18 protein-coding genes are annotated in these 18,760 nt (G+C 58.3%); 10 read left to right on the top strand and 8 right to left on the bottom strand.

What is annotated here, in order from left to right; all coding sequences use genetic code 11:
- Positions 1-4: 4 nt before the first annotated feature.
- From AC2TAD_RS19830 to AC2TAD_RS19815, 4 genes are read right to left on the bottom strand one after another with little or no spacing between them, the layout of a single operon-like run.
- Complete coding sequence (locus AC2TAD_RS19830) at positions 5-865, bottom strand: sugar phosphate isomerase/epimerase family protein (RefSeq protein ID WP_480869873.1); 861 nt, start codon at positions 863-865, stop codon at positions 5-7.
- A 5-nt stretch (positions 866-870) separates the two neighbouring features.
- A complete protein-coding gene (locus AC2TAD_RS19825; protein WP_480869871.1) occupies positions 871-2,019 on the bottom strand; it encodes a dihydrodipicolinate synthase family protein in 1,149 nt (382 codons plus the stop codon).
- A gap of 9 nt (positions 2,020-2,028) precedes the next feature.
- Entirely contained in the window at positions 2,029-2,799 is a 771-nt protein-coding gene (locus AC2TAD_RS19820) for a 3-ketoacyl-ACP reductase (RefSeq protein ID WP_480869869.1), read from the bottom strand.
- Positions 2,796-3,941, bottom strand: a complete 1,146-nt coding sequence (locus AC2TAD_RS19815) for an acyl-CoA dehydrogenase family protein (protein WP_480869867.1) — start codon at positions 3,939-3,941, stop codon at positions 2,796-2,798. The genes AC2TAD_RS19820 and AC2TAD_RS19815 overlap by 4 nt, the downstream gene beginning before the upstream one ends.
- A 158-nt stretch (positions 3,942-4,099) precedes the next feature.
- On the opposite strand from AC2TAD_RS19815, the gene AC2TAD_RS19810 reads away from it, so the two are divergent.
- The 3 genes from AC2TAD_RS19810 to AC2TAD_RS19800 are packed head-to-tail and all read left to right on the top strand — an operon-like array spanning position 4,100 to position 5,996.
- Complete coding sequence (locus AC2TAD_RS19810) at positions 4,100-5,116, top strand: aldo/keto reductase (protein WP_480869865.1); 1,017 nt, start codon at positions 4,100-4,102, stop codon at positions 5,114-5,116.
- Positions 5,113-5,565, top strand: coding sequence for a MaoC family dehydratase (locus AC2TAD_RS19805; protein WP_170755816.1), 453 nt, complete (start codon positions 5,113-5,115; stop codon positions 5,563-5,565). Before AC2TAD_RS19810 ends, AC2TAD_RS19805 begins: the two co-directional genes overlap by 4 nt.
- Before the next feature lie 11 nt (positions 5,566-5,576).
- Positions 5,577-5,996: a GlcG/HbpS family heme-binding protein gene (locus AC2TAD_RS19800; RefSeq protein ID WP_170755817.1), complete on the top strand. Its 420-nt coding sequence runs from the start codon at positions 5,577-5,579 to the stop codon at positions 5,994-5,996.
- A gap of 60 nt (positions 5,997-6,056) precedes the next feature.
- On the opposite strand, the gene rtcR is transcribed toward AC2TAD_RS19800, so the two are convergent.
- Positions 6,057-7,625: an RNA repair transcriptional activator RtcR gene (rtcR, locus tag AC2TAD_RS19795; RefSeq protein WP_480869864.1), complete on the bottom strand. Its 1,569-nt coding sequence runs from the start codon at positions 7,623-7,625 to the stop codon at positions 6,057-6,059.
- Between the two features lie 174 nt (positions 7,626-7,799).
- On the opposite strand from rtcR, the gene AC2TAD_RS19790 reads away from it, so the two are divergent.
- Both AC2TAD_RS19790 and AC2TAD_RS19785 read left to right on the top strand, forming a co-directional pair.
- Complete coding sequence (locus AC2TAD_RS19790) at positions 7,800-9,356, top strand: vWA domain-containing protein (RefSeq protein ID WP_480869862.1); 1,557 nt, start codon at positions 7,800-7,802, stop codon at positions 9,354-9,356.
- A 480-nt stretch (positions 9,357-9,836) separates the two neighbouring features.
- Positions 9,837-11,246: an RtcB family protein gene (locus AC2TAD_RS19785; RefSeq protein ID WP_480869860.1), complete on the top strand. Its 1,410-nt coding sequence runs from the start codon at positions 9,837-9,839 to the stop codon at positions 11,244-11,246.
- 161 nt (positions 11,247-11,407) lie between these two features.
- On the opposite strand, the gene AC2TAD_RS19780 is transcribed toward AC2TAD_RS19785, so the two are convergent.
- Positions 11,408-11,740, bottom strand: a complete 333-nt coding sequence (locus tag AC2TAD_RS19780; protein ID WP_170356350.1) for a YegP family protein — start codon at positions 11,738-11,740, stop codon at positions 11,408-11,410.
- A 144-nt stretch (positions 11,741-11,884) separates the two neighbouring features.
- Positions 11,885-12,508, bottom strand: a complete 624-nt coding sequence (locus AC2TAD_RS19775; protein WP_170356351.1) for a TetR/AcrR family transcriptional regulator — start codon at positions 12,506-12,508, stop codon at positions 11,885-11,887.
- 128 nt (positions 12,509-12,636) lie between these two features.
- Here AC2TAD_RS19775 and AC2TAD_RS19770 point away from each other — a divergent pair, with 128 nt between their 5' ends.
- From AC2TAD_RS19770 to AC2TAD_RS19750, 5 genes are read left to right on the top strand one after another with little or no spacing between them, the layout of a single operon-like run.
- Positions 12,637-13,689 (top strand): extracellular solute-binding protein, encoded by a 1,053-nt coding sequence (locus tag AC2TAD_RS19770; protein ID WP_170755822.1) that lies wholly within the window; start codon positions 12,637-12,639, stop codon positions 13,687-13,689.
- 2 nt (positions 13,690-13,691) lie between these two features.
- A complete protein-coding gene (locus AC2TAD_RS19765) occupies positions 13,692-14,537 on the top strand; it encodes an ABC transporter permease (protein WP_480869857.1) in 846 nt (281 codons plus the stop codon).
- A complete protein-coding gene (locus AC2TAD_RS19760; RefSeq protein ID WP_480869855.1) occupies positions 14,534-15,307 on the top strand; it encodes an ABC transporter permease in 774 nt (257 codons plus the stop codon). Before AC2TAD_RS19765 ends, AC2TAD_RS19760 begins: the two co-directional genes overlap by 4 nt.
- Positions 15,304-16,353: an ABC transporter ATP-binding protein gene (locus tag AC2TAD_RS19755; protein ID WP_480869853.1), complete on the top strand. Its 1,050-nt coding sequence runs from the start codon at positions 15,304-15,306 to the stop codon at positions 16,351-16,353. Before AC2TAD_RS19760 ends, AC2TAD_RS19755 begins: the two co-directional genes overlap by 4 nt.
- A complete protein-coding gene (locus AC2TAD_RS19750) occupies positions 16,353-17,090 on the top strand; it encodes an MBL fold metallo-hydrolase (protein WP_480869851.1) in 738 nt (245 codons plus the stop codon). Before AC2TAD_RS19755 ends, AC2TAD_RS19750 begins: the two co-directional genes overlap by 1 nt.
- Here the strand turns inward: AC2TAD_RS19750 and AC2TAD_RS19745 are convergent.
- Positions 17,047-18,753 (bottom strand): amidohydrolase, encoded by a 1,707-nt coding sequence (locus AC2TAD_RS19745; protein ID WP_480869849.1) that lies wholly within the window; start codon positions 18,751-18,753, stop codon positions 17,047-17,049. The two genes, AC2TAD_RS19750 and AC2TAD_RS19745, sit on opposite strands and share 44 nt — an antisense overlap.
- Between the last annotated feature and the right edge of the window lie 7 nt (positions 18,754-18,760).

Below are 18,760 nucleotides of genomic sequence, written 5' to 3'. Positions count from 1 at the left end.
AAGCTCAGCAACAGGTACGGAACCGGTCCACGATCACGTCCAATACCTCGTTTGGGTCGCGTTTCCACCAGTTGTCGGCCGAGAAGATCTCGACTTCGCACAGCCCCTTGTAGCCTGCATGCTCTACAGCGGAGCGCAGGGCCCGAAGATCCGCGACACCGTCGCCCATCATGCCGCGATCCAGCAGGATATCCGTGGTATCGGCCAGCCAGTCACACAGGTGATAGCCCAGAATGCGCCCGTTCGCGCGTCGCGCCAATGTATCGGCCAGCGTGGTGTCCCACCAGACATGATAAACGTCGACGGCAATGCCCACATTCGGCGCGCCTATCGTATCGCAGACATTCAAAGCATCGGCTGCTGTCATCAGGCAAGTGCGGTTGCCCGCGGTGGCGGGGTTCAGCGGCTCGAGCGCCAGGTTTACGCCGCGGTCGGCCGCATAAGCTGCGGCCCGTGCGACGCGGTCCGCCAGGATTTTCTGGCTGTCCAGAACGCCCTTGGTGCCAGGCTCTGGTCCGCCGGTGACAATGGTCAGGACATCCGTGCCAAGCCCTGCTGCTTGGTCGATAGAGAGGTAAAAGTCATCCATGATCTGCTGGTCCGAGGGCAGCGCCAGTGGTCCGGTCAGGAACGGCGTTCGGCATAGGCCAACCACTTGCAGCCTGGCAGCGCGGACCTTGTCGCCGATCTCGGCCTCGCGTCCGTCCAGTTCTCGCCGCCAGAAGGTGATCCCTCCATACCCACGCGCGGCACAGGCGTCGATGATCTGCTCGGGTGACCATCCCGCACCAAACCCGTCCAGATTATGGCCCAGCGTCGCGGTATTCAGCGCGAGTGCAGAATGATCCTGCGAGAAATCGCGCATCTGGATCAGACCCCGTAGAGTTTCAGCATGTGGCGCATCCGTTCGACCGCCAGATCGGGATCGCGCAGCAAACCGCATTCGTCAGCCATTCTAAAGCAGTCAGTAAAATAGGGCAGAGACCGCGTTGCCTGCGCCCCATTCAGCATGATGAAGTGATCCTGAAACCCGTTCAGCCAGGCCAGGAATACTACGCCTGTTTTATAACATTGTGTGGGTGCCCGAAAGATATGGCGCGCGAGCGGCACAGTGGGGTCCAGCGTGGCGCGAAAGGTTGACGCGTCACCTTCGCTCAGTTTGCTGACCGCATAGGCGGCCGCTGGGGCAAGTGGATCGAAGATTCCAAGCAAGGCATGAGAATACCCTTGATCATCACCTTCGATCAGTTCGGGGTAATTGAAATCGTCGCCGGTATACATTCGAACGCCAGCGGGAAGGCGGCGACGCATGATGACCTCTTTTTCAGCGTCTAGCAGCGAGATTTTGATCCCGTCCACCTTGTCTGCATTTGCGCTGATAACGGTCAAAGCAGTGTTCATCGCATCTTCAAACGCGTCGGAACCCCAGTACCCGGTCAGTTGTGGATCAAACATCTCTCCCAACCAGTGCAGGATGACCGGTTGGTCACAGGCGGCCAGAACATCGCTGTAGACCGAGATATAGTCCTCTGGACCCCTAGCAACCCTGGCCAGCGCACGCGAGGCCATCAGGATAATGCGACCGCCGATCTTTTGGATGGCTTCGACCTGCTGCAGGTAGGCGCGGCGCACGTCGTCCAACGTCTTGGCATCTGCAGGATCAAGGTGGTCGGTGCCGCACCCATTCCCGACCAGGGCATCCGGCAGTTCCTCTTTGGTGCGCCGGATCAGTTCCAATGCGCCTGTCCAGTCCAGACCCATGCCGCGTTGGGCGGTATCCATCGCTTCGGCAATGCCCATCCCCATATCTGCAAGATACCGTCTGAACTCCAACGTCTTTTCCCAGTCCACATGGGCTGGACCCGTAGGGTCGTGGTCGCCGAACGGGTCTGCGACCACATGCGCCGCAGAATACAGCACCCGTGCGGAATTCGGCGTCAGTTTCGAGGGCGCAACCGGTGTGCCTGTCAGGTGATAGTCCTGCAAAGCGCCGGTTGTATCGGGAAGCTGAATTTTCATCGAAACACCTTAGAACCGAGGGACCAGCATACCGGCATCCGCCGAGATCGCCTGTCCGGTTGTGTAGGGAAGCTTGCCGCTTGCCAACGAGGCTATGATGCGCCCCATATCTTCGGGCTGGCCGACGCGGGGAAACAGGGTCAGGCCATCTTTGGCGCGCTGATCATACATCTCGATCACCGGTGCGGTCATGTCGGTCGAGATCAGTCCGGGCTGCACGTCATAGACCGCGATATTCTCTTGGCCCAACCGCACTGCAAAGGTTTTCGAGATCATCGCAGCGGCTGCTTTCGAGGCGCAGTATTCCGCACGCGGGGCCGCCACCGCCACGGCGTTGGATGAGGTGACATTAACGATGCTGTGGAACGCGTCGGCGTCACGCGTACGGCTTAGCAGCCGCTTGGCGAAGGCTTGCGACAGAAAGAACATCGCTTTGGTATTCACAGCCATGCAGCGATCATAGCTTTCTTGGGTCACTTCAAGAAGATCACCGCGTTGCATAACGCCAACGCCTGCATTGTTCACCAAGGTCGTAAGCGGGCCGATTTCTGCCTCGATTTCCGCCAGCTTGCTATCGTGTACGGCGATATCGGACACGTCGAAAGGTGCCGTGACGACCGGTACGCCCATGGCGCGAATTGTTTCTGCGGCAGCTGCAAGTTCGTCATCCGCCACGGGGCCGTTCAGGGCGATCGAGAACCCCTCCTGCGCCAGTGCAACCGCAGCGGCCAAACCGATCCCACGGGACGACCCGGTCACAAGTGCGGCCTGAGGTGTCATGCTGCGGCCCCTTTCGCCAATAGCTCTCGTGCGATGATCATACGCTGAATTTGATTTGTGCCTTCGTAAATCTGCGTGATCTTGGCGTCCCGGTAAAGGCGCTCGACTTCGAACCCCCGGATATAACCTGATCCGCCAAAAACCTGCACCGCGTCCGACGATCGTTGCACGGCCATATCCCCAGCAAAACACTTGGCCATCGAGCACGCCTTGGTCGCATCCAGCCCGGCGTCGATCTTGTAAGCGGCTGAATGTACCAGCAGCCGGGCCGCTTCGACGTCTTTGGCAATATCGGCCAACAGCCATTGAACGCCCTGGAAGTCCGCAATTTGCTTGCCGAATTGCTTGCGCTGTTGGGCATAATCAGTGGCGGCCTCCAAGCCGGCCTGACCAATCCCAACGGCCAACGCAGCTATGCCGACGCGACCCTTGTCCAGCACGCTCATCATCATGTGGAACCCGCGCCCCTCAGTGCCCAGCAATGCGTCGGCGGGTAGTCGGACATCGTCAAAGGACAGGGGGCCAACCTGACTGGCGCGCTGGCCCATCTTGATCTCTTTCGGTCCGCGCGTCACACCTGCTGCGTGAAGGTCGACGACAAAGATCGACATGCCGCGATGACCGGCTTCGGGATCCGTTCTCGCAAGGACAAAGCCCATATCAGCCACGGGCGCGTTGTGAATCCAGATTTTACCGCCGTTCAGAACCCAGCTGTCCCCATTGCGCAAGGCGGTTGTTCGGATGCCGGACACATCCGTGCCAGCCTCGGGTTCCGTGATACAGTAAGCGGGGCGCAATTTGGCAGCCAGCAGGTCAGCCAACCACTTACCTTGTTGGTCCGCGGTGCCGTGGCGCACCAGCAAGGTGGTGACCAGCTCCAGCAATCCACACTGATCCGCAATGGACGCATAGCCGCGCGAAAGCTCTTCCATCACCAGCGCGTAGGTGATCGTGTCAAAGCCGGGTCCGCCCATTTCTTCTGGAACGCAGATTCCAAACAGACCCAGTTCGGCCATTTGGTCGTAGATTTCGGCTGGAAAGCGGGAATCCCGATCCAGCTCTTCGGCCAGTGGTCGGATCACATTGTCGGCAAACTGGCGGGTCATGTCCCGGACCTGAATGTGGGTTTCCGTGAGAAACATAGTTGCGCCCCATAATGTAACTAATCAGTTACTAATATGCGTTGCACCCTTGCTGCGTCAAGTGGGTTGATCGCGTCAGTCGATTGCGGTAAATAACCAAACAGTTACTTATTTGAAGTGCAGTTGGGCGGGCGTAGGCTTGCTTTAGGGAGGCTTGCATGAATCCGAACACAAAAAACAAATTTGGCCGCGTCGATCTGGAGGTTACCGCATTTGGCTTTGGTACCGCGCCCATCGGGAACATTTTTCGTGAGATCGACGAAGAGACCTCGGATGCGATGATCCAGCATTCGTGGGACAAAGGCGTTCTGTATTTCGACACCGCGCCGATGTATGGCCACGGGCTTTCGGAATTGCGAACAGGCCAAAGCCTGCGCTGGAAGAACCGGGACGATTATGTGTTGTCATCTAAAGTTGGCCGCGTACTGAAACCGGCCAAACGCAGTGATATCAATTTTGAACCGTGGACCAATGCGGCCCCATTCACGATGCATTTCGATTATACTTATGACGGTGTTATGCGATCCTTCGAGGACAGCCTGCAGCGCATGGCGCTGGAGCGGATGGATATTTGCTTCATCCACGATATCGACGTTTTTACCCGCGGCGACGAACAGCCTGAAGTGTTCAGACAGGCGATGGATGGGGCTTGGAAAGCACTGGAATCTTTGCGCGATCAGGGTGTCGTCAAAGCCATTGGCGTTGGGGTGAATGAATGGGAGGTCTGCCACGCCGCACTCGAGCAGCGAGACTTTGACTGTTTTCTGTTGGCCGGGCGCTACACGCTGCTAGAACAGGATGCATTGGATAAGTTCTTGCCTTTGTGTGAAGAACGGGGTGCGGCCGTGGTTGTAGGCGGTGGTTTCAACTCGGGCATTCTGGCAACGGGCGCCAAAGACGGGGCCAAATATAACTACGCTCCAGCCCCGGCCGAGATTATGGAAAAAGTTCGTAAGATCGAGGCGGTCTGTGCAGACTACGATGTGCCATTGCCCGCCGCTGCATTGCAATTTGTTGTAGCGCACCCGGCAGTTCCCACCTTTATGGCAGGCACCCGGACGGTCGAACAACTGGACCAGAATCTCAACTGGTTCAGCCACGACATTCCGGCTGCCTTCTGGGCGGATCTGAAAGCCAAAGGGTTGTTGCGCGAGGACGCGCCCGTTCCGCAATGACCAAACGGCTTTCAGCGGGGCAATACGGGTATAACGACCTAAAGGTCGGCGACGTGATGAAAACCGGTTCTGCGACGATCACGACGGACTTGATATCGTCCTTTGCTGACCTGACCGGAGACAAATACGCCTTGCACATCGACGACGACCTGGCGCGCGGGCTGGGGTATAAGGCCCGCGTTGCTCATGGGCTGTTGGTGCTGTCGGTTGTCGATGGGCTCAAGTTTCAATCGGATGCGAAGCCGGCAGGTCTGGCGTCGCTTGGGTGGAACTGGCGTTTTGAACAGCCTGTCTTTGCCGGAGATGAGATCAGAGCCGAGTTGACTGTAACCGCGAAACGCCTGACGTCATCGCAAAGCCGTGGCATCGTCACGTTTCAGTTCAATGTGTTCAATCAACACGATCAAATAGTGCAATCGGGCACCAATGATCTGATTTTTGACCTGTAGGTGGAGGCGATATGGTTGTTTCGATCCCTAGGCACGTAATTTCTCAGATGGCGGCAAATAAGGCTGTCCAAACGGCCTTGGCGTTTGCCGATGAAAATGGGTGGAATGTCGCTGCGATCGTGGTCGACCTGAACGGGGATATGATCGCGGCGGGCCGCATGGACAAAACCCCCGCAGCCGTTATGGCTTTCGCAATGGATAAGGCCCGAACAGCTGTGTTGGGGAAACCCACAACCGAATTCGCCAAGCGGATGCTGTCCAGCGCCGAATTGAACCTTGGCATGGTCAACCGTCCGGGTCTATGTGCTTGGGACGGTGGCTTGCCGATCCGCGAAGATGGCGAGTTGATAGGTGCAATCGGTGTGTCGGGGGCGGCCGGACCTGACGATGTTAAATGCGCCACGGCAGGCTTGGCGTCTATTGGGCTATAGTTCGGCAGTGTTTGCAGGCAGGACATTCACGAACAAAAGAGTCACGGGCACGTCTGTCTTTCACGCCGATAATGCGTCCCATTCCAAACCGAACTTTTGAAGGTATTTGCGTAAACGATCTGCGTCGTTTTGGGTTGTCCTCTTTTGACGGGATACGGCAAATAGTGTGCGACCTGCCGCGCTGAGGCTAGGCGAATTGCGGCATGTTTGAATTACCTTGGCCAGTTGGGCCAGATCGAACGGATCGATATCGTCGACCGCCGGCCCCAAAAGATCTCTGACCAATGCAAACTCGGCATCCTGCGCCGAGGCGCGCCAGTCAGATTGTAGGGTCCGGATTTCCTCGGTCACCATGGAACGCGTTATGCGCCCTCTGGGCGCTAGGGTGCACAACCGTTTCACTGAACTGCTAAAATCGCGGAAGTTTCCCGGCCACGGAGTCGCGGGGTTGGTGGCGAACCGGACGAAAGCGTCGCGTGCGTCGACATTGAAGCCGACCTGAGTACCCATTGACCGTTCAGCCCGCCCCAGTTCGAAAGCAAGATTGGCCTCGACATCTTCGCGGCGGTCGCGCAGCGCAGGCAACGTGAAGCTCCACATATTCAGACGGGCGAGCAGGTCAGAGCGAAAAGCGCCTTCGGCGGATAAAACTCGCAGATCTCGACTTGCACCTGCTATGATCTGAAACCGGGTGGACACCTCGTGGTCCGAGCCCAAGGGATAGAACCGCCCCGTTTCAATTGCATGCAACAGGATGGATTGTTCGTTCCATCCGAGTTCGTCAATCTCATCCAGAAACAGTACACCCCCATCCGATTCACGCAATAGCCCGCTGCGTTCTGTTCCTGCCTGACCCGTAAAACTGCGCCGCTGCCCAAACAGTGTTGCCATTGCATCGGGGCCATTCAATGTGGCGCAATTGACGTGAACCATCCGGCCCTTGACCCGCCGCCGATCCAATTTGAGGTTGTAAATTCGCTGGGCCAATTCTGTTTTTCCAGTACCTGTTTCTCCTAGCAACAGGATGGGTTCGTTCGAGTTGCTGGCGATCAGCTCTATCCGGTCAATCAGTGCGTTATATCGCGGATTGCGCGTTTCAATTCCGCCCTTCAATTGGTCGCTGTACTCGCGGGACAATTGGTCGAAGCGCTGCTGCAGGGCGTTGTACCTGCTGAGGTCAAGGTCAATGATGTCGAACTTAGGAATGGCGTCATCCGGTCCGGGTGGCCCGGTCTGGATCAGTCGCGCGGGGATGTGGCGACTTTCAGAAAGCAAAAACCAACAGATTTGTGCCACGTGGGTGCCGGTGGTCAGATGGACGTGATACTGCTCGCGATCTTCGTCGAACCCATAGGCGCGGGCAAAGTCGAAAAGCTTGCCGTAGACCTCCTGAAAATCCCAAGGATCAGCCAGGTCCATACGATGCAACAGAACTTCGGTTTGGGGTGACAGCTCTTCGATCTCGCGTTTTACCTGATGGGCGAGGCGATTGAACTTGTGGTCGTGCAGCAATTCAAGCCGATCGACGTTGAAGTGGTCATGGATGGTCAAGCTGGGCGTCGGTTTCCAGCGCCGCTTCTTGCCCATGTCCAGCTGCGTTCCTAGGAATCCAATGACAACGTTTTTCATGGTCTATCTAAATTTATATCTTACTATCCTGTTTTATCGTATCTCTGGTTGCGAATTTCATCAATAGTCAGGAATATCAATTAAAAACAACAAGATACCACGTTTTTTAGTTTCTTTTCTTGTCGCGAGCCGTTCCGTGCCAAAACATCCTCACAAACCAATGAGGATAAGGAAATGGCGAACAAATCCGTGTTTGCATCGTTGAAGGGCCGGTTGCTGCCAAAGGCAATTGCAGTGAACGCTCATGGCGCTCCGGCTTATGCGTATTCCGAGGCCCATGCTCTGGCACAGGTCGCCGTGACCGGGACTTTCGGCGGCATGTTTTATCAGTCGCCGCAAGAAGAACTGGAATACGTTCTGGATGTGGCTGAAACCGTTGAGGCAAAGTACCTGGCGCAAGCTGCGATCTATGCCCGTCAATCGGGATATATGAAGGACATGCCCGCTGTCTTGCTGGCTGTTCTGGCCCGGCGTGATCCGGTTCTGTTTCGGGCAGCTTTCGCTCGTGTGGTCGATAACGGCAAGATGCTGCGCACGTTCGTGCAAGTTATCCGGTCGGGTCAAACGGGGCGTAAGTCTCTGGGGTCGGCACCGAAAGCGATGGTGCAGACCTGGTTGAACACAGCGTCTGACCGGGCGCTGCTGAATGCCAATATCGGGAATGACCCGTCTTTGGCGGACGTGATCAAGATGGTGCACCCGAAACCGGCATCAGCCGAGCGGGAGGCGCTGTTTGCCTGGATCGTCGGGCGGCCGTGCAATCTGGCACGGCTGCCGCAGGCCCTGAGGGATTGGATCGCGTTTCGGGAAACCGGCAAAGGTCCAGTGCCGGACCTGCCGTTCCAGATGCTGACGCAACTGGAACTGACACAGGTCCAATGGGCGCGGATTGCGCGCAAGGGCTCGTGGCAGATGGTGCGTCAGAACCTGAACACATTCCAGCGTCACGGCGTTTTCGACGTGTCCCGCAATGTGGATCACGTGGCTGCTTTGCTGCGCGACCCAAAAGCCATCGCCAAGGCACGGGCCTTTCCGTACCAGTTGATGGTGGCCGCGCAAAACGTGGTGCCGGATATGCCGCGCCCGATCGTGGACGCGCTGCATGACGCGATGGAGATCGCCGCGCAGAATGTGCCGCAGGTTGCGGGGCAGGTGGTTGTGTGCCCGGACGTGTCGGGATCGATGACGTGGTCCGTGACTGGGTATCGTCCGGGGGCAACCTCGGTTGTGCGGCATGTGGATGTGGCGGCGCTGGTGGCGGCGTCCTTCCAACGGGTGAACCGCGGGTGTCAGGTGTTGCCGTTCGATTTCGACGTGCGTGATGAGCGTCTGGAGCCGCGCGACACGATCCTGACCAATGCCGAGCGTCTGGCCGCACTGGCCGGAGGTGGGACGAACTGTTCCGCGCCGCTGGTCTGGCTGAATAAGCGCGGTAGCGCACCGGATCTGGTGGTGTTCGTGTCCGATAACCAATCCTGGGTGGATGCCCGGAACGGTGGACAAGGCACAGCGATGTTGAAGGAATGGGAGGTGATCAAGCGTCGCAACCCGAAGGCCAAGCTGGTCTGCATCGACATCGCCCCATACGGGACCACTCAAGCGCAGACGCGTGCCGATGTGTTGAATTTCGGCGGGTTCTCGGATGCGGTGTTTGACCAGATCGCGGCTTTTGCCAGCGGTCAAGCTGGCCCGGATCATTGGGTCGCTGAGATCGAAAAGATCGACGTATAAACAAGGCTCGGGCGGTGCGCCGCCCCGGCCATCAGAACAACATCAGGCAGAATGCCGGTGGGACTACATCGCTGTTACTGATCCGCGCCCGTTGCGGGCGCTGTCTCACCACCCCTTGTCTGTCTGACCCGAGCAAAAGGACGTATCTCGGCGAATGCCGGTGGAACTACAGATTTCGACTCTCCAGGTCGCGGGTTCGAATCCCGCTCGTCCGAGCCCCACGGGGGACGGACGGTAGCTCAGTCGGGTAGAGCAGGGCGTTTCACCAAACTCTTGTCGTCGAGACCCAAAACGAAAGGACACCCCCGGCGAATGCCGAAGGAACTACATGGCTCAACAGGGACAGGTCGAGCGGGTTCAACTCCCCTCCGTGCCGGCGCCCAGACGGCAAACGCATCTGCCCATTCAGATGCGGGGCGGGCCTCCCGAACTGTTTCTTCCCCACTTGTCGCCGGGGCCTGAATTTGAGTGAATATGATGATGGAAAACACATTTGATCCCGTAACGGGCGAACACCTGAAAGACTGGGGACATCGCCCGGGCAAGCAATTCCCCGCCCTGCTGGCGCGCGCGAATGAGATGCGGGCCGAAGGCTTCGGTCTGGTGCGCATCCGGCAGGAGCTGGAGGGCGAGATCCCTCCGACCCCGCCAACAATGGATCTGCGCGCGCCCGGTGAGGTGCAGTTTCACGAGAATATCGACGCCAGTGACCCGGATGAGGAAGACAATGTCGACAAAGTCCGCGAAACGATGACCGCGCTGATGCGGACCCCGACGATTGAGGCCGGGGCGATTATGCCCGATGCCTGTCCGGCCGGTCCGATCGGCACGATCCCGGTTGGCGGCGTCGCGGCGGCGCGCAATGCGATCCACCCGGGGATGCATTCGGCCGACATTTGCTGCTCGGTCATGATCACCGATCTGGGGAATGCTGACCCAAAGGCCGTGCTGGATGCGGCGCAGTCAGTGACCCATTTCGGACCGGGCGGTCGGCCGCAGGGCAAGCGCTTCACAACCTCGCTGAAACTGCTGGATGCGTTCCGTGAAAATCCGTTTCTGGACAACCCGAAATCGCTGCGCATAGCGCAGGAGCATATGGGGACGCAAGGCGACGGGAACCATTTCCTGTTTGTCGGCCGGTCGCGCAAAACCGGGCGGACGGCGATTGTGACCCATCACGGCTCGCGCGGGCCGGGGGCAGTTCTGTATAAGAACGGCATGGCCGTCGCGCATCGTTTCCGCAAGGAGCTGTCGCCGGGTACGCCCAAGCAAAACGCCTGGATTCCGGCTGACACGCAGGAAGGGCGCGATTATTGGGATGCCCTGCAACTGATCCGCAAATGGACCAAAGCCAACCACAACGCGATCCATCAAGCGACGGTTGAGGCCGCGCATGTGGGCGATGTCGGGGACCGGTACTGGAACGAACACAACTTCGTCTTCAAACGGGGCGATCTGTTCTATCACGGCAAGGGCGCAACCCCAGCGTGGGGTGACTATGCCGCCGATGCGACCGGGCTGACCCTGATCCCGCTGAACATGTCCGAGCCGGTGCTGGTCGTGCGCGGCAAGGATGCAGGTCACGGTCTGGGCTTCAGCCCACATGGGGCGGGGCGGAATTTCTCGCGTTCCGAACATAAGCGCCGGATGGGGTCCGTCACGCCGGATGAGATGTTGAAGGCGGAAACCGAAGGTCTGGATATTCGCTTCCATGCCGGCGGTGTGGATGCCTCGGAACTGCCGTCCAGCTATAAAAGCGCGGACAGCGTTGTGGCGCAGATCAAGTCCTATGATTTGGCCGAGATCGAGGACTATATCGACCCCTACGGCTGCATCATGGCCGGTGATGTGCCGCCGTTCTGGAAGAACAAGAAGAAAGGCCGCAGGTAGCTGCGGCCTTTGTCATTTGTACGCGTTGGTCGGGATTTTGATGAAGCCCTCATTTGTATCCTGCTCGGGCGTTCCCGAAAGCTCTAGTCATCTATGCACGGAATTCGCTAGCTGGTTGGGGTAATAACCAGCCCGGCCGACGTCTGCGGATCGCAGTTGATTTAGGTTAAATCCTCAACCCGTGCGTCAGGTGCATTTCGTTTAACGGACTCGATACCGTTGTCGCGTGCAGAGGTGGTTGTGTAGCTTTCGCTTGTACCGATTACCTGACCATTGCTGGCTTTCAGATTGAACATATGGCCACCGGATTTGGTTTCCTTGCGTTCGAATCTTTCGTCGCTTGGTGCGTTTGTCTTGACGGATGAAATACCGTTCTCAGCGCTTGCTTTCTGGACATAGCCTTCGCTGGCCAGAATGATCTCACCGTTTCCGGCTTTCAGCCGAAACCTGAACTCTCCAGCCTTGTCTTTGTAAATCTCAAATTTGCCAGCCATGTGATATCCCTCAATACGATTGCAATACTTGCCTGTGATGTTGCTACGTTTGGAACCCGGCAACAAGAGTTTTCAGGATATTCTGGGTTTGCACGTGACCAGAGCCGAGCTTCATCAAAAGCGAGCCAGGATTGCATTGCCCGTCTAATCTGAATTTACCGCAATCAAATGAGCGATTGGTAGGATTTGCGCCGCGATCTGATCTCTGAGTTGCGCGAGTGTCATATCGTCATTCTTGACGAACTCGACGAAAGCCTGATTCAGGGCATTAAAGATCAGCGCACCCAAGTCCGACGCAACAAGGCTTTGGCGCACTTGGCCCCGGTCTTGCAGAGCGGCGATCAACTCGGTCACTTGTGCCGCGAGGCGGCGATCCTGCTCGGCATAGCGCCGACCGCTTGGCGTATTGGGGTGCTCGATTGAGTGCGCGATCGCCGTACGCCACATCTCTTTCGAGAGATATTCGAGGGAGTGGTCGTAATACTGGTAAATCAGACCCAGGATCGCGTCCTCCACGCGTAAAGGCGGATTCGCCAGGATCGGCGCGCCCGCTGTGATGACCTCTTCGACCTCCATGGCGACCGTGGCGATCAGGATGTCCCCTTTGGTTTCATAGTAGTTGTAAACAGTGCCGACCGAGACCTCGGCCATCTCAGCCAGATCTTCGATTTTCACGGACCGATACCCGTGTGACCGGAATTTCGCAGACGCAGCTTCCAAGATGCGCCGCTCGCGCGCCGCCTTTTGCCGCTCTCTTAATCCTGCCATTTGGAAAAACGACCTCGTTTGGCATAAATCTAAGTTTAGAGTTGACTACAAAGGTGAGGCTGTTCAAGTTTTTTGTGACAGACCCGGAAAAAAACAGGGCAAACCGAAATCAACAGGAGATGAAACGAATGCAAATTGGACGTAAAATCCTTGGTGCGTCGGCGCTGGCCCTGATGGCTGGTACGGCCTGGGCCGAAGGCGAACTGAATGCTCTGGTGTGGTGCGACCATACCGATCCCGAACTGATCGCTCCGTTTGAGGCGAAGCACAACGTCAAGGTCAATCTACGGGAATACGAGGGAACGGGCGCGGCACTTGCGCTGCTGGAGCAATCCAGGCCCGGCGACTGGGACGTGCTTGTGGTCGACGGGATCGATGTTTTCCGCGCAGTAGAGGCCGGTGTCCTGGCCCCGCTGCCCGAGGGCGCGGTCTCGACTGCGGATTACTTCCCCGAAGTTGTCATGGCCGAAAACAACACAGTTGACGGCGTGACCTATGCCGTGACCGAGAAATTTGGCTACAACACGATCTCGTACAACTCGGCCAAGGTCGATCCCGCAGATATGGAAAGCCTGAGCACTGTCTGGTCCGAGAAATACGACGGGCGGATTTCGATCTATGACTACTACCTGCCCGTGATGGGGCTGGCCGCCATTGCCGAGGGCATTGCAACGGACGCAATTGGCGCGGGAGATTTAGCAAAGATCGATGGTGTCCTTTCAACCATGCGAAGCCGAGCTGCCTCGGTCGCGGGGGTGGTTGCGGCGCAAACGGCACTGGCGACAGGCGAAGTAGATATCGTTGTGGGTGGGGGTGAGTGGCTGACGGCCGTGCTCGCCTCGGAACAGCCGGAACTGACATGGACCATCCCCAAGGAGGGCGCGGTTCGCTGGGCGCAATCCATCGGCGTGGTCGAGGGGGCCAGTAACCCCGATCTGGCGGTTGAGTTCATCAAGTACATCACCAGCCCCGAAGGGCAGGCCCGTCTGGCGACGTCTTCGTGCTTTTGGGGAATGCCCGCAAATGCCAAGGCCGGAGACGTTCTGACCGACGTACAAAAAGACATCCTGCGCTGGGATCAACAGCCTGACTATCTGGCGTTGACACAGCTGTACCCTGCACCGGATGCAGATCTGGACATCGAAATGCAGGATCTGTGGCTGGAAACTCTGCAGCAGTGAACATGTCCAAGGACCAGGTCGGCGGCTGGGGCTTTGTAACCCCGGCCCTGCTGTGGACCATCGCCTTTTTCATCGTGCCTTTCGTTGTGATGGGCGCGATGAGCCTTGCTTCGCTTGAAGGGCGAACGCTTGTTTGGGATCTGTCACTGGCCAACTACGCCAAGCTGCTTGAAAAGAAATATCTATGGCGGGCGATCCTGGTTTCGCTGGAAATCACTCTGACGGTGACGGTGATCTCGGTCGTGCTGGCATATCCGCTGGCCTGGATCATTGCCTTTCGTGTGTCACCGCGCTGGCAGCGTCTTGCCCTGCTGCTGGCAATCCTGCCGTTCTGGACCTCCTATGTGGTGCGCTCCTATGCATGGTTGCTGGTTCTGGCGCGTGAGGGCGTGGTGAACGAGACCCTGATGTGGATCGGAGCCATCGCCGAGCCGATCACGCTGGCCAATACGCGCTTTGCTACGGTGACTGGCTTTGTGCATTTCTTTGTGATGCTTCTGACTCTGACGATCTATGCCAACCTGATCCAGCTGTCCCCGAACTATCGCCGGGCGGCAATGGACCTAGGCGCTAACGCGTTTCAAACCTTCCGACACGTGATCTTGCCGTTGACTCTGCCCGGTATCGTCACCGGAGCATTCCTAACGTTTGTCCTATGTATCGGCGACTACGTCACGCCGCAGATTCTGGGCGGCAATACCGAATTGACCGTGCCGCAGGTTATCATGGTGCAACTGGGACGGCGCGCGGATTTTCCGTTGGCCTCGGCGCTGGCCATCGTCTTGATGAGCATCGTTGCGCTGGCCTATCTTCTGTCTGCCCGCTGGTTAAGGCTTGACCGGTTATGATGCGCTTTCTGCCCTGGGCCTACCTGATCGCTGCGTTTGTATTTATCTACCTTCCGGTGGGCGTGCTGGTCCTGTTCTCGTTTCAGGAAGGATCGCTGCCTGTGCCACCGTTCAACGGGCCGTCCCTGCAATGGTATCAGACCATTCTTGGGGACGAGGATTTGATGGCAGCGCTGCGCAATTCGATCCTTGTCGCGTTCGGGTCGTCTGCGGTTGCCGTGGCGCTGGGATTTCTGGCGGCATACGGGCTTGCACGGCACGTTCTGCCAGGATCGGCCCTGATCCGAGGACTGCTGATCGCCCCCCTGACGGTCAGCTACCTGATCGTTGGGCTGGGCCTGCTGATCGTTCTTACGCGCTCGGGCTTTGGCGTTTCGCTTTGGACCGCAGCCATCGGGCATGTGGTCATCAACTTGCCGCTGGCCTTTGCCATCATCTATGCCTCGATGGGAGCACAACAGCAAAACGCCGAACGCGCCGCCCGTGATCTGGGCGCGTCCGAGCCCAAGGTGATCGCGTTGGTGACAGTACCGATGTTGCTGCCCTCGATTGCGGCGGCCTTTTTCTTGTCGGTCACGCTCAGCTGGGATGAGTTTATTATCTCCTTCCTGCTGACCCGCTTTGACGTCACCTTGCCGGTTGAAATCTGGTCGCTGCTCAGGTCGGGCCTGTCGCCGCAACTGAACGCAATCGGCAGCTTTGTCTTCTTGATTTCAGTTGCGGTTGTGCTGCTGCTGGAACTCACCATCTTTCGGAAAGGCCGCCAATGACCGCGTCTGTCACGTTTTCGGGTCTCAATCACTGGTTTGGTCAGTTTCAGGCGCTGTCCGGGATCGACCTGCAGATCGAGGCCGGTGAATACGTGACTCTGCTGGGCCCGTCCGGCTGCGGCAAGACCACTCTTTTGTCGATCCTAGGGGGGTTTCTTGAGCCTACCCAGGGCCGCGTGCTGATCGGCGGTCAGGACATGACCCGTGTAGCGCCGGTCAAACGTCCCACGACCACGGTGTTTCAGGATTATGCCCTGTTTCCGCACATGTCCTTGCGCGACAATGTTGGCTTTGGCCTGCGTATGAGCGGTATGGGTCGGAAAGACCGCCACGCACGCGCCGAACAGATGCTGGATCTGGTTGGCCTGAAGGATGCAGCGCTCAAACGTCCTCATGCCCTGTCCGGTGGGCAGCGACAGCGCGTCGCCCTAGCGCGGGCGCTGGCCGTCAACCCGGACGTTCTGCTGCTTGACGAACCGTTGGGCGCGCTGGACCTCAAGCTGCGGCGATCCATGCAGGACGAGTTGAAAAGCATTCAGCAACAGATCGGTACAACCTTTGTCCACGTCACTCATGATCAGGAGGAAGCCATGGCGATTGCCGACCGGATCGTGGTCATGAGCCGTGGCCGGATCGAAGATCACGGTACCCCGGACCGGGTCTACCGCTATCCGGCAACCCTGTTCACGGCGGATTTCATGGGCGAAAATAACCACATTTCAGGTGTGAAATCCGGGGCGGGTTTAGAAACACCGTTTGGACTTTTGCCAACCCTGAACGCCCCGGCCTCGACCAAAGCCGCAATCTGCCTGCGCCCCGAGGATATCCGCGCCGACGATCAAGGATCATTCCCGATGGGGATGGCCACGGTGACTGCGGCGGCGTTTTTCGGAACCTATTGCCGGGCGCATCTTTCACCGGCCTGTGCCCCGGACCTGAGCCTGACGGCCTATCTGGCCCCTGACCGCCCTTGGGCGCAGGGCGATGTGGTATCGTTGTCCGCAGATGTCGAGAATTTTCGCCTGTTCGAACCGGAGACCCCCTGATGCAGCGCGCGCAACCGCAGGATTGGTACCGCACCACCCGCAAAGGTGAAGACATTACCCTGATCGATGAGCCTTTCATCACGCCTTTCTATCGCTGCAACATGTGGCATGTGCGTGGGCGCGACCGCGATATGCTGGTCGACAGCGGCATGGGCGTTGTGTCGCTGCGGACATGGGTGCCTCTGGTGACCGAACGTGCGTTGACGGCGGTCGCAAGCCACACCCATTTCGACCATATCGGCTGTCATCATGAGTTCGAGGACCGCGCGGTCCACAGGGCCGAGGCCGATATTCTGGCCAACCCGACGCGCGTGGCGACGCTGGCCGACCCCTACGTGACGGACGAGATTTTCGACTGCCTGCCGCCATTGCCCTACCGATCCGACACATATGCGGTCAGCGGTGCGCAGGCGACGCGACTGTTGGACGATGGCGATATCGTCGATCTTGGGGACAGGCATTTCGAGGTGATCCACACGCCGGGTCATTCGCCGGGTGGAATTGCCTTGTGGGAGGCTGCAACGGGCATCTTGTTCTCGGGCGATATTGTCTATGATGGCGAGTTGATCGAAGATACCTATCACAGCAATGCCCAGGACTATTACCGCTCGATGGTGCGCTTGTATGATTTGCCGGTGGAAACCGTGCATGGGGGTCACTTCCCCAGCTATGACCGGGATCGCCACCGCGCAATCATTCGCGCGTGGTTGGATGGAAAGAACGCGTCGACGGCGTAAGGCTTTCAGTTTTCGCCATGTAGGTCACGACCCCGTTGCAGATCGTAGCCTCAACGGCGGTGTCGCCTGCGTTGTTATCCGTCAGCACCCGGTCCAGAACTACGATATCGGCTAGCATGCCCGGGGCCAGGCGCCCGAACTGATCATCGCGGCGGCAGGCATAGGCCCCTTCGCTGGTATAGGCGGCTAGGGTATCTTCAAAACTCAGTCGCTCGTCCTTTTGATCGGCGTCCCAGACCTGCCGGGTCAAGGTGATGTCGATCCCGGTCAAAGGTGGCAGGGCGGCAATCGGCCAATCGCTTGAGAAACAGACACGCGCACCCGCCTCTTTGAGCGTCCGCCACACATAGGCGTCAGGCCATTGGTCCCTGCCGATGATCGAAGCCAGAGGCTCTAACGGGAAATCCCCGCATCCCGGCGGATGCGGCGGCATGAACGAGGCGACCACATCAAGCGCGGCAAAGCGGTGCCGGTCTGCAGGGTCGAGCAACTCGATATGTTCCACCCGGTGCCGATTACCCTGTGGGCCGTTGGCAGAGCGGGCGGCCTCATAACCATCCAACACCGCGCGCACGGCCCCATCCCCAATGGCATGAACCGCGATCTGGAACCCGCGCTTGTCCAGTTCCACCGCCAGATCGGCAAATCGGGCCGGGTCATGCAGCGGTGCGCTTTTGTGGCCAGGTGTATCGGGGTAATCCCGCACCCGGTATCCGGTGTGCGCATCCAGTGTGCCGTCCATGAAAAATTTGACCCGGTTGCACCACAGCATCGGGCTGTTCAGCTTACGCCGCATCTGCTCGGCAATCTCGATGTTTTCGACGGGTTCGCCGGGCGTGAAGTGATAGGGTAGCTCAAGCCGGCAACACAGATCGCCTTCGGCTTCGATTTCTTGCAGAAGACTGGCCTGGTACAGGTTGCCGTCCATATTGATGATTGTCGTGATACCGTGCTGGGCGCAGTATTGCAGCCCTTCGCGCATCAATACCTTGTCGGCCTCGCGCTGAGCTTGCGTCACTTCTTGGGCCGGTTCGATCCCCTCCAGCCCCAGAACCTCGCGCCCACCATGGCGGCCAAGCGCCTGTATCGTGGCAACGGCCGGAGGCTCAATCAGCGTGCCAGTGGCGATCCCGTCCGGGTCCAATTCAATATGCGAACCCGGTCCCAGATCGCGCCCCCGCAACACATCTGCAGCCTGTAGCGCCGCGGTATTTGCCCAGCCGTTGTGAAAATCAGCGCTTTGCAGCAACAGCGGGCGATCGGGGCATATCGCGTCAAGAATATGCCGGTCCGGATTTTGGCGACCGTCAAAACTCGCGTAGGCCAGACCCTGTGCCACAAGCAGGCTGTCATCTGGGTTTTGTGCGGCAAACTCCCGAATGGCGCGGGTCAGGGCTGCAGTGCCCGTGATCGCCTCAAGCCGCAATACCTTCAGGGAATAGGCGCCGAAAAACAGATGCATATGGCTTTCGACAAAGCCCGGCAGAACCGTTGCGCCCTCGGCGTCGAGGACCCGAGTGTCGACGGTACATAATGCCTTGATCTCTTCCGTTGATCCAACCGCTGCGACCCGATCCCCCGACATGAATATCGCCTGCTGCCGAGGGCCACCGGGCTCCATCGTGCGCAGATCGGCATTCACGATTGCAAGCGAAGCGGTCATGCGTGCG

This window comes from Ruegeria sp. HKCCD7628 (assembly GCF_057221005.1).
This window is presented reverse-complemented; position numbering and strand designations above follow the sequence as displayed.